The organism is Clostridium sp. CTA-6 (assembly GCF_054768115.1).
Genome location: NZ_BAAAAU010000001.1, coordinates 336,913 through 348,958 on the forward strand (window position 1 = coordinate 336,913; position 12,046 = coordinate 348,958).

Annotated in this window: 8 protein-coding genes; 6 read left to right on the forward strand and 2 right to left on the reverse strand. The window is 27.1% G+C overall.

From position 1 onward, the window contains the following. Positions 1-367: 367 nt before the first annotated feature. Entirely contained in the window at positions 368-2,371 is a 2,004-nt protein-coding gene (locus ACYUDJ_RS01435; RefSeq protein ID WP_003486082.1) for a methyl-accepting chemotaxis protein, read from the forward strand. 232 nt (positions 2,372-2,603) lie between these two features. Here ACYUDJ_RS01435 and ACYUDJ_RS01440 read toward each other — a convergent pair whose 3' ends face one another. Next, positions 2,604-4,184, reverse strand: coding sequence for an ABC-F family ATP-binding cassette domain-containing protein (locus tag ACYUDJ_RS01440; protein WP_003486080.1), 1,581 nt, complete (start codon positions 4,182-4,184; stop codon positions 2,604-2,606). Positions 4,185-4,522: 338 nt separating this feature from the next. On the opposite strand from ACYUDJ_RS01440, the gene ACYUDJ_RS01445 reads away from it, so the two are divergent. After that, positions 4,523-4,981 carry a YbaK/EbsC family protein gene (locus ACYUDJ_RS01445; RefSeq protein WP_003486079.1) on the forward strand — a complete coding sequence of 153 codons (459 nt, stop codon included), beginning with the start codon at positions 4,523-4,525 and terminating at the stop codon, positions 4,979-4,981. A gap of 659 nt (positions 4,982-5,640) precedes the next feature. Then, positions 5,641-6,498 carry a 4Fe-4S binding protein gene (locus ACYUDJ_RS01450; RefSeq protein WP_003486077.1) on the forward strand — a complete coding sequence of 286 codons (858 nt, stop codon included), beginning with the start codon at positions 5,641-5,643 and terminating at the stop codon, positions 6,496-6,498. Between the two features lie 179 nt (positions 6,499-6,677). Here ACYUDJ_RS01450 and ACYUDJ_RS01455 read toward each other — a convergent pair whose 3' ends face one another. Then, a complete protein-coding gene (locus ACYUDJ_RS01455; protein WP_043031906.1) occupies positions 6,678-7,571 on the reverse strand; it encodes a chemotaxis protein in 894 nt (297 codons plus the stop codon). A 390-nt stretch (positions 7,572-7,961) separates the two neighbouring features. On the opposite strand from ACYUDJ_RS01455, the gene ACYUDJ_RS01460 reads away from it, so the two are divergent. The 3 genes from ACYUDJ_RS01460 to ACYUDJ_RS01470 all read left to right on the forward strand — a co-directional run bounded on the left by ACYUDJ_RS01460 (position 7,962) and on the right by ACYUDJ_RS01470 (position 12,008). Then, complete coding sequence (locus tag ACYUDJ_RS01460; protein WP_003486070.1) at positions 7,962-9,227, forward strand: DEAD/DEAH box helicase; 1,266 nt, start codon at positions 7,962-7,964, stop codon at positions 9,225-9,227. A gap of 320 nt (positions 9,228-9,547) precedes the next feature. After that, on the forward strand, positions 9,548-10,384 hold the full coding sequence (locus tag ACYUDJ_RS01465; protein WP_003486067.1) for a CvfB family protein: 837 nt from the start codon (positions 9,548-9,550) through the stop codon (positions 10,382-10,384). A 178-nt stretch (positions 10,385-10,562) separates the two neighbouring features. Further along, entirely contained in the window at positions 10,563-12,008 is a 1,446-nt protein-coding gene (locus ACYUDJ_RS01470) for a DEAD/DEAH box helicase (RefSeq protein WP_043031907.1), read from the forward strand. Positions 12,009-12,046: the final 38 nt, after the last annotated feature.

Below are 12,046 nucleotides of genomic sequence, written 5' to 3' on the forward strand. Positions count from 1 at the left end.
ATAATTAACAAGTTGTAGTTTTTTAGTATAGTAAATCTAGTTTCAGTAAATATAAAAGTAGTTAAATTATATAGTGAAAATAGAATAATGTTTTAATGATTTTATAAAATTTTATAATTGTAATTTATATAAACACTAGAGAGATTTAAACCTTTCTAGTGTTTTATTATATATATTTGATTAGATATTGAAAGCAAAAAAGTATCAAATGGAAAGGGTTACCTTTAATTAAACAACATTTTATAACAAATATAATTGTATATTTTATATTTATTTTAAAATAATTAATATATTGTAAAGATTTATGAAAAAAATATCGAATAATAAAAGGTAATAACTAAGTATATTTTATAAGGAGGAGTAATAAATGAAATTTAAAACCATGAAAGGGAAAATGCTTACATATTTTCTATCCCTTTTTTTAATTATTTGTATTGCAATATCATTTATGGCATATTTCATGTCCAAAAAAATGATAGAAAGAAAAGCTTCAAGTCTTATGTCAGAGGTAAGTAGACAAGCAGTTCAAAATATAGAAGCACGTCTTAATGGAACTCTTGATTCAATAGAAACTGTAGCTAATATGCCAACAATAAAAGATCCAAAGCTAGGCTGGGATAAAAAGAAAACCATATTAGATGAGGAAATTAAATTACATGGACATATAAAAATGGGTATAGTTGGTAAAGGGGGCCAGTCAATCCAAACTGATGGTACTACAGTTAATATAAAGGATAGACCTTATTTTAAAAAAGCAATGGAAGGAAAGAGTACTATATCCGAACCTATAGTAAGTAAAGTTGATGGTAAGGTAGTTATAATTTATACAGTCCCAATTAAAAATGGCAATACTATTATGGGGGCACTTACAGCTGTAAGAGCGGGAAATGATATAAGCAATATTTCAAATAGTATAAAGGTAGGAGAAGCTGGAGGAGCATATTTAATAGATTCTACTGGAACAGTAATAGCTCATAAAAATAAAGAATCTGTTATTAAAAGAGAAAATAGTATAAAAGATGCTCAAAGTAATGAAGAATTAAAACCAATAGCGGCTATAGAGAAGTCAATGATTGAAGGAAAAGAAGGCACTGGACAATATAAATATAAAGGAGCTGAAAAATATATAAGTTATAGTCCAATGAAAAGTACCGGTTGGTCTTTAGCTATATATGCACCTAAGAATGAAATTTTAAAAGAAGTAGCTGAAATTACAAGAAATATAATTATAGTATCTATTTTAGGAATAGGTATAGCTTTAGTTTGCATATGGTTTATTTCTACACAAATATCTAATAATTTAATATCCATGAGAGATAGTTTAAACATAGTGGCAACAGGGGATTTGACAACTAATGTAAATTCAAACATAGAGAAGGAAAAGGATGAGATAGGTCATATGGCAAAGGCTCTATCTAAAACGGTGCTTTCTATAGGAAATATGATAAATAGTTTAAAGGGCAATTCCTTTAATATAGATGATAAAGCAAATAATTTAGCCGCTATATCAGAGGAGTTTACAGCTACCACAGAGAATGTATCAACAGCAATACAAGAAGTAGCTACAGGTGCCACTAATCAAGCACAAGCTTTAACTGAAATAGTATCTATGCTTAATGATTTCAGCGATAAAATAAATTCTACAGTAAATAACATAGTAGAAATAGATGGAATGTCTAAAGAAATAGATGAAAAAGCAAATGTTAGTAATAAAGACATGAAGGAGCTTTTAAATTCTATAGAAAATTTAACTAAGGTATTTGAAAATTTTGAAACAAAAATTTGGACTATGGAATCTAATGTACAAAAAATCAATGAGATAACTAATCTCATAAATGATATAGCTGAAAAAACTAATCTTTTAGCTTTAAATGCTGCTATAGAAGCTGCTCGTGCTGGAGAATCAGGAAAAGGATTTGCAGTGGTGGCAGAGGAAATAAGAAAGCTTGCTGAGATGAGTAGAAAGTCTTCAGAGGACATATATAACATAGTAAATGGAGTTTTAGAGGATACTAAGGATATGGTTAAAAGTTCAAATGAAGTAAATGAAAAATTAAATGGTCAAAAATCTACTGCAGATGAAGCTATGAATTCTTTCATGGAAATATCAAAATCTGTTACAAATATGATACCTAAAATAAGAAATATAAATAATTCAGCTAATATTATAGAAAAAAATAAGAATGAAATTTTAAATAAATCAGAAACTATAGCATCTATATCTGAGGAAATATCTGCTTCTGCAGAAGAAATATCTGCATCTTCTGAGGAGATGAGTGCATCCTCAGAGGAAGTGGCTAATACAGCTCAAAGTTTAAATGAAATGACACAGGATATGTTAAATGAAATGAATAAATTTAAAACAGAATAGTAATTAAGAGACTAAAAAGTTTGCAATATACAAAAAATGAAGAGACATTAATAAATTTTTATTAATGTCTCTTCATTTTTTTATTAAATCTATATAAAGTGTAAAGAATTAAATTTATTTTATAATTATTATTGTTAAAAAAACACTATCAAATTTTAATAAATTGATAGTGTTTTGGATATATTTAGTTATACATTCTAGATTTTATGATTTTTATTTTCAAAATAGTTTTTTATTTGCTTTCTAAATATTCATCATAAGTAACCTTTTTATCAACAAATTTTGTTGGAGATACTTCTATAATTCTATTGGCTATAGTTTGTATAAATTGATGGTCATGAGAAGTAAATAATACATTACTCTTATAGTCCATTAAACCATTATTTAGTGCAGTTATAGATTCTAGATCTAAGTGGTTAGTTGGTTGATCTAATATAATTACATTAGCATTATTTAGCATCATTTTTGATAGCATACATCTAACCTTTTCTCCACCAGATAGAACTTTAACCTCTTTTAAGGCCTCTTCACCAGAGAATAACATTCTTCCTAGGAATCCACGTAGATAGCTTTCAGATTTTTCTTCAGAGTATTGTCTTAACCAATCTACTAAATTTAAATCTACATCATTAAAGTATTCAGAATTATCCTTTGGAAAATAAGCATTTGTTATAGTTATTCCCCATTTATATTCACCACTATCTGGTTTTAGTTCACCAGATATTATTTTAAATAGAGTAGTTATAGATAATTCGTCTCCTACAAAAGCTATTTTATCATCTTTACCTATTATAAAGCTTATATTATCCAATACTTTTGTTCCGTCTATAGTTTTAGTTAAACCCTCTACTCTTAATATATCATTACCAACTTCTCTTTCGGGTTTAAAGGCTATGTAAGGATATTTTCTACTAGAAGGCTGTATGTTATCTAAATCGATTTTATCTAATAATTTTTTACGGGAAGTGGCTTGCTTAGATTTAGATGCATTAGCACTAAAACGAGCAATGAATTCCTGAAGCTCTTTTATTTTTTCTTCTTTTTTCTTGTTTTGATCTTTAGCCATTTGAAGCGCTAATTGGCTAGATTCATACCAAAAATCATAGTTTCCTACATATAGTTTAATTTTACCAAAGTCAACATCTGCCATGTGAGTACATACTTTATTTAAGAAATGTCTATCATGGGATACTACAATAACTGTTCCTTCAAAATTTATTAAGAATTCTTCAAGCCAGTTCACAGATTTTATATCTAAGTGGTTAGTAGGCTCATCTAGTATAAGAACTCCGGGATTACCGAATAATGCCTGGGCTAGTAATACTTTTACCTTTTCGCTACCGGATAAATCCTTCATATTTTTTTCGTGAAGCTCTGTGCCTATTCCTAAGCCTTGAAGTAAGGATGAAGCTTCAGCTTCTGCTTCCCAACCGTTTAGGTCTGCAAATTCTCCCTCTAGTTCAGAGGCTTTTATGCCATCCTCATCTGTAAAAGGAGTTTTAGCATATATAGCATCTTTTTCTTTCATTATTTGATAAAGTCTTTCATTTCCCATTATAACTGTTTCTAAAACAGGAAATTCATCGTATTTAAAGTGATCTTGTTTTAAAATAGACATTCTAACTCCCGGCTGTATAGATACATCTCCAGTATTAGCCTCTATTTCTCCAGATAAAATTTTTAAAAAGGTACTCTTGCCGGCACCATTAGCACCTATAACACCATAGCAGTTACCAGGTGTAAATTTAAGGTTTACATCTTCAAAAAGTTTTTTGTCCCCATATCTTAAACTTAAATTTGTTACTGTAATCAAGTCTATACCATCCTTTACTAAAATTTATGTTCTCGCGACATTATACCATAAAATAAGCCATTTAAAAAGAAGGTATTTGTTAATCTTTCAAACTTTTCAAATCAGTAAATTATTTTAAATAAAATTAATTTTTAAAGCAGTATTTTATAAAAAGCAACAGAAGTCTTAGTTACTTTAATATGATATAATATACATAAAAATCATTATAAGGGTGGAATCATTATTCAACTCTAATTCTTAAAATTAAATTTTAAGAAAAAACATATAATAAAAGTAATGTATAGCTATGATAAGGGGATTATACCTTGTATACTAGATATAAAAAGAAGGTGAGGATTATGAGTTTAGAAAGTGTAAAAAAACAATTCACAGATGAAAATTTAAATCTCAAAATATTAGAATTTGATGAAAGTACAGCTACAGTAGAATTAGCAGCAAAAGCTTTAGGAGTAGAACCAGGTCAAATAGCAAAAACTTTAGCTTTTCATGTTAAGGGAGAAGATATGCTTATAGTAGCTAAAGGCGATGCTAGAATAGATAATAAAAAGTTTAAAGCTCATTTTAATGGAAAGGGCAAAATGATGACTCCAGAGGTAGTATTGGAAGTAACAGGTCATGCCATTGGAGGAGTATGTCCTTTTGGGCTTGAAAATCCTATAGATATATATTTAGATCAATCATTAAAAGAATTTGAAAAAGTATACCCTGCAGCAGGTAATGCAAATACTGCAATAGAAGTAACCTTAGATGAGCTAGAAGGTATAACTAAAGGTTTATGGATTGATGTGTGTAAATAACTTTAATATATTAAAATTTATAATATTTTACATAAATATAAAATGTAGTAGTTTAATATAGAAAGTTTTATATATAAGAAGTGTGGAAGATCTTATATCCTACTTTAGAAGGATGATGATTACAGAGTGGAATCATAAGATAAAGTTTATTTTATAAAGATGGTGTCTCAAAGTAGATTTAATTTTGATGGAGCTAGGTTTAGAACTTTTTAGCAAAATAAATTTGTTGATAAAGTATACTTTTGCCATAGCGGTGCTAAATTAAGTCTATTTTATTTTGAGACATCATCTTATTTGGTTTGTATTATTTTTACATTTTTATGATAAATTAAAATAAATATATAAGGTTATACTTATTATATATATAATTAAATAACTATTTTATTATTATTATAGATTATAGTAATATTATAATTGAGAAATTATAGGAGGTTATATAATTTTTATTTAAAAATTATGAAAGTAATCTTAGATTAAAGAAGTTTTAAGTTTTTTACAAAGACTAATTTAATAATGGAACAAAATAGAAGGGGAGGTGAATTGTTGCTTTAATACTGACCTATTTTATATTTATTTTAGTATTAAATTAATAAAAATCTATATTTAAAAATAATTTTAAAGCTAAAATAACCATAAAAGGGTTACTTTAAAGGCAACTAATGAAAATGATAAGTAAAAATGAAATTGCAAAACTTAAAGGTGAAGGATTTTTAGCTCAAAAACAAGAAGGATATTTTTCTGTAAGAATATTAAGTAGAGCGGGGAATTTTACTTCTAAACAGATTATAAAATTGGCAGAAATAGCAGATAATTATGGAAAAGGCTATTTAGGAGTTACTACAAGATTAGCTACAGAAATTCCTTGGATTAAATACAAAGATATAGAAGCAGTAAAAAAAGAAATAGTATCTAGTGGCATGGCTCATGGAGGTACAGGTAAAAGAGTGAGACCTTTAGTATCTTGTAAAGGTACCGTTTGCGTTCATGGATTATATGATACACAAAAACTTTGTGGTGAGCTTCATGATAAATACTTTGGCTATGAATTGCCATCAAAGTTTAAAATAACTCTAGTAGGATGTCCTAATAACTGTGCTAAGGCATCTATTAATGATATAGGAATTATGGGACAGGCATATGTGGAACTTAATGAAGAAAAATGTAAAGCCTGCGGTATATGTACTAAATCCTGTAGACAAAAGGCTGTTACTGTAGAAAATAAAAAAATAGTATATAAAAAAGACTTATGTGTAAATTGTGGTAAATGCGCTACAGTATGCCCTTTTGGAGCTATGGCCATTAAAGATCAAGGATTACAAGTATATTTAGGTGGAAGATTTGGAAGGGAATATAGAATAGGTAATAGATTAAAGGGATTGTACAAAGAAGAGGAAATACCAGCTTTAGTACAAAGGATTTTTGATGTATATAGTGAAATGGGAAATCCCGGTGAAAGATTAGCTAAAATGATAGAGAGAATAGGATTTGAAAGAGTAGAAGAAGCTATATTATTATAAAAAAAAGATGAGGGTATAGGGATATACAGTGAGCTTCTGCCTATTTTAATATAGTTTAGATATTTTTTTATAATTATAAAACTTCTACTCTTTTACTACAAAAGTAAGGGACTCACACCAAATATCAAATTTGGTGTGAGTCCCTTACGATTTGAATTTTCTGTTTAATTAGTGAGGTTTTATTCTATATAATTATCTATTATACTTACTAATTCACCTATATCTGGTTTACTTAATTGAGCATCTGCTCCTACAGAGGTTCCTTTATGTTTTAAATCCTTTGTAATTAAAGAGGAAAATATTATAACAGGAAGTCTTTTAAGTATCGGGTGTTCTTTAACTTTTCTTGTAAGAGTATGTCCATCCATTTGGGGCATTTCTATATCTGTAATAAGAATTTGTACATCCTCTGTAAAATCTTCGCCTTTTTTCTCTACTAGTTCAAGTAATTTGTCTAAAGCTTGCTTTCCATCATCAAATATAGTTAGCTTTTTAAATCCAGCTTTAGTAAGGGTGTCTTTTAAAAGCTTTCTTATTAAGGAAGAATCATCAGCTAAAAATACCTTAATATGAGATCTATCTTTGTAATCTACATTAACTATTCTTTCTTCACTAATACCTGTACTTGGATTTATATCTGTAACTATTTTTTCAAAATCTAGTAATAATATAATTTTATCTTTTAATAATATGTTCCCTATGACCAATGGATTAGCAGCTATATCATCTGGTTTCAATATTTTATCCCAACCTATTCGGTGAACAGCTACTATTTCATCTATTTTAAAAGCTACACTAACCCTATTGAATTCACATATAATAGTTTTAAATTTTTTCTTTGAAGTATTCTTTTGATCCAATATATAAGAAAGGTCTATTAGTGGGAAAATCTTTTCCCTGCATAGAATTAATCCTTCGATAGCTGGATCACTTTGAGGTACCTTAGTTACATTATCTACTTCTATTACTTCTTTTACTTTTATAACATTAATAGCATAGTGTTTATTATTAACTAAAAATTCTATTATTTCTACTTCTCCTGTACCAGATTCTAATAATATATTAGTCTCCATTTTATTACCCCACTTTCTGGATTATAGCAAAAAAATGCTTATATTTTATTTATTGTATATTTCGTATATAAAAAATATTACTTTATATTTTTACTTGTTTTTATGAGGAGTTTCATTAATAAGTAATATATAGTGATTACATTATAACATAGTAATTTTGTTCAATAAATTAAATGATGCAGAAGTTTATAAATTTTAATATTAAAAAATAATTAGATGATACTATGAATAGATGATACTATGAATTTAAAGTGAATGTAGTAATTTAGCTGTATGAGTTGCTTGGTATAAGATGGATTAATTTCTTGACAAAATGATTTCCTAAGTTTAAACTTATATAAGTTTTTAATTATAAATATAATTTATATACATTATATAAAGGAGAATAATATGAATGATTCATTTGATAAATTAAATTTGGAGCCTAAATTAATTGAGGGACTAAAAAAGTTAAATATAAATATACCTACAGAAATTCAAGAAAAGACTATACCTTTAGCTATGGAAAATAAAGATATAATAGGTCAGTCAGAAACAGGTACTGGAAAAACTTTAGCTTACCTATTGCCTATATTTAAAAAAATAAATACAGAAAAAAGAGAAATGCAAGCTATTATATTAGCTCCTACTCATGAATTAGCTATGCAGATAAATAATGAGATAAAAAATATATCTTCAAATTCAAATATGGATGTAAAATCTATGGCTATAATAGGAGAGGCAAATATAAAAAGACAGATTGAAAAATTAAAAGAAAAACCACATATTATTGTAGGATCTCCAGGAAGAATATTAGAGCTTATAAAGAAGAAAAAAATAACTGCGCATACAGTTAAAACTATAGTTATAGATGAAGGGGATAAACTTTTAGATAAAAATAATTTAAAAGTAGTAAAGGATGTAATAAAGGCAACTTTAAGAGAAAGACAGTTGATGTTATTTTCAGCTACAATAACTGAATCTACTTTAAATATTGCAAAGGATTTAATGAAGGAACCTCAAATAGTAAAAGTTAAAGAAAAAAATACTGTAAATGAAAATATTAAGCATTTATATATTACTGGAGAACATAGAGAAAGAATTGAAATTTTAAGGAAACTTATAGCAGCTACAAATCCTAAAAGAGCTATTGTATTTATAAATAGAAATGAAGAAATAGAATTAACTACACTAAAACTTCAATATCATAAAATTAAAGCCTATGGCATATATGGTGCTGCAGAAAAAGAACAACGTAAAAAAGCTTTAGAAGATTTTAGATTAGGAAAAATTCAAATATTAGTTTCATCGGATTTATCCGCTAGAGGACTTGATGTAAAAGACGTAACTCATATATTTAATTTAGATTTACCTGAAAACCCAAAGGAATACTTGCATAGAGTAGGAAGAACAGGAAGAGCTTCTAAGGAAGGAACTGCTATTTCCATAATAACAGAAAAGGAAATACCATTAATAAGAAAGTATGAAAAAGAATTTAATATCAATATAGAGGAAAAAAAGATTTATAAGGGAACTTTGATTAATTCTAAAGAAAAAAGTTCCAGCTATCCAAAGAGTAAAGACAAATCTACTTCAGCGCATAAAGATAATAATAAAAAGAAAAGAAGTAGCTCTATAAATAAATCAAAAAACAACCATAAAAAGAAAAAGTATTAATTTAATAAATAAAAAGGTGGTGTCTTAAAATAAAAGTTATTTTGAGGCTCCTCTTTTTGTTTTGAAAATATAAAGAGTGATAATGTATTATTAAGTATAAAATATTACTTATATATACAAAATAATAATAAACATTAGTAAAATAATTAAATATATATAAATATGAGAATTATATGGTATAATGTATAAGTTATACTTATGTAGGTAAATATATTCAGTGAAATTGTGGTAAATAATTAATAATTTTAAAAATTATTGTTTAATATAAATAGATTATTTTACATAAATAGTATTAAATTAATTAATAAAGAAGGTGCAGTATGATAAAGTTAGGTGAAATACAAAAGTTAGAAATAATAAGAGAGGCTCCTATGGGAGTATATTTAAATTCTAAAGAGGATAAAAGTGAAAATGATATATTATTACCTGGAAAGCAAGTGCCTAAAGATGCTAAAATAGGTGACGAAGTAGAAGTCTTTGTTTATAGGGATTCAGAAGATAGGATGATAGCTACTATAAATAGGCCTAAAATAACTATTGGGGAAATAGCTCCTTTAAAGGTTATAGAAAAAACTAAAATGGGAGCTTTTTTAGACTGGGGACTAGAAAGAGATTTATTTTTACCCTTTAAAGAACAAACTTACGGTATACAGGAAGGAATGGAATGTTTAGTTTATTTATACATAGACAAAAGCGATAGACTATGTGCTAGTATGAATGTATATAGAGTATTAAGTACAGAATCCCCTTATAAAGAGGATGATGAAGTTAAAGGGTTTATATATGATATAAAAAGAGAAATAGGAGCTTTTGTTGCTGTAGACGATGAATACCATGGACTAATACCTAAAAATGAATTATATGGAAAGTTTAGATATGGAGATATAGTGGAGGCTAGAGTAACTAAAGTAAAGGAAGATGGTAAACTAGATTTAAGCATTAGAAAAAAAGCATACAAACAAATGGATGAGGATGTAGATACTATTTTAGAAAAGCTAAATTCTAATGGCGGTAAGCTTTATTTAAATGATAATAGTGATCCAAGAGCTATAAAGGAACTTTTGAACATGAGTAAAAATGCATTTAAAAGAGCAGTAGGAAGACTTTTAAAAGAAGGTAAAATAGAATTTATTGAAAAGGGCATTAAGCTTAAATAAAAGAAAGAGCATCTGCTATATTGGATCTAACCAAAGGTAGATGCTTTTATTTAATTAAACTAAGTAATATTTTTGTAGTTTAGAATTATGGAATTTGTGTAAAGATTTTTATTTAAATTAAATGTAAATATATTAACTACAATAAAGAATTATATAAAATAAAAATGAGGTTGAGTTTATGAATAAATTAACTTTTGAAAATTATAAATTAAGTGATGAAATATTAAAATCCCTGAGAAAACTAGGATATAAAAATCCCTCTGACGTACAAAAACAAGTTATACCACTAATATTAAAGGATAAGGATATTATAGTAAAATCTGAAACCGGTAGCGGTAAGACTGCGGCTTTTTCCATACCTGTCTGTGAAAAATTAGAGCTAGAAGAAAAGGATCCTCAAGTATTAGTACTTACCCCTACTAGAGAATTAGCTCTTCAAATTAAAGAGGAAATATCAAATATAGCTTTATATAAAAGATTAAGATGTACAGCGATTTTTGGTAAGCAACCTATGAGTCTTCAAAAAAGGGAACTAAAACAAAGGGTACATTTAGTTGTAGGTACTCCAGGTAGAACTTTAGATCATATAGAAAGAGAAAATTTGAATTTAAAGAAGATAAAATATTTTATTTTAGATGAAGCAGATGAAATGCTTAATATGGGATTTATAGATCAAGTAGAGGCTGTTATCAAAAGATTACCCAAAGATAGAGTAACTATGTTGTTTTCAGCTACTATACCAGATAAAATAGAGAATTTATGTAAAAGATATATGAATAATCCAGAAAATATAAATATAAATCCAGAAAATATAACTACAAAAACTATAAATCAATGTTATTATGAAGTAGAGGAAAAAAACAAATTTTCCCTTTTACAGAAAATAATATATAAAGAAGTAGTAGATAATTCTATTATATTTTGTAATACAAGAGAAAAGGTAGATGAAATATTAAAGTATATGAAGAAAGAAGGTTTTAACGCTATTGCTCTACATGGTGGTATGGAACAAAAGGATAGATTAGAAACTATGAAAAAATTTAAACAGGGACAATTTCAGTTTTTAGTATGTACAGATGTAGCAGCTAGAGGTATTCATATAGAAAATATAAGCCATGTTATAAACTATGAAATGCCTTATGAAAAGGAAAGTTATGTTCATAGAATAGGTAGAACAGGAAGAGCAGGAAAAGAAGGAGTAGCCATAACCTTTATAGAGCCTAACAAAGTTAGATTTTTAAAAGATATAGAAGATTATATAGATAAAGAAATATCTAAAAGGGAAGAACCTTCTTTAGAGGAAGTAAATAAGGGTAAAAAAATATTTGAAGAAAATATAAAAGATAGGCTTAAAATAAAAGTACAAAAAGATAATAAAAAACAAAAGGATATTACTAAAATATATATAAGTGCAGGAAGAAAGAAAAAAATTAGACCAGGAGATATTGTAGGTGCTATTACTAGTATAGAAACCATTAATGTAGATGATATAGGTATAATAGATATACAGGATAATCACTCCTATGTAGATATATTAGAAGGAAAAGGGAATATAGTACTTAAAGCCAGTGAAGATATGAAAATAAAAGGAAAAAAAGTAAGAATACAAAGAGCAGTAAAATAAATAAAGAGTATTATGATTATTGATTAAATAATACAAAT

Excerpts from the sequence above, each read along its gene's own strand:
- ACYUDJ_RS01435 (WP_003486082.1), top strand. The coding sequence starts at position 368 with ATGAAATTTAAAACCATGAAAGGGAAAATGCTTACATATTTTCTATCC.
- ACYUDJ_RS01445 (WP_003486079.1), top strand. The coding sequence starts at position 4,523 with ATGAGTTTAGAAAGTGTAAAAAAACAATTCACAGATGAAAATTTAAAT.
- ACYUDJ_RS01450 (WP_003486077.1), top strand. The coding sequence starts at position 5,641 with ATGAAAATGATAAGTAAAAATGAAATTGCAAAACTTAAAGGTGAAGGA.
- ACYUDJ_RS01455 (WP_043031906.1), bottom strand. The coding sequence starts at position 7,571 with ATGGAGACTAATATATTATTAGAATCTGGTACAGGAGAAGTAGAAATA.
- ACYUDJ_RS01460 (WP_003486070.1), top strand. The coding sequence starts at position 7,962 with ATGAATGATTCATTTGATAAATTAAATTTGGAGCCTAAATTAATTGAG.
- ACYUDJ_RS01465 (WP_003486067.1), top strand. The coding sequence starts at position 9,548 with ATGATAAAGTTAGGTGAAATACAAAAGTTAGAAATAATAAGAGAGGCT.
- ACYUDJ_RS01470 (WP_043031907.1), top strand. The coding sequence starts at position 10,563 with ATGAATAAATTAACTTTTGAAAATTATAAATTAAGTGATGAAATATTA.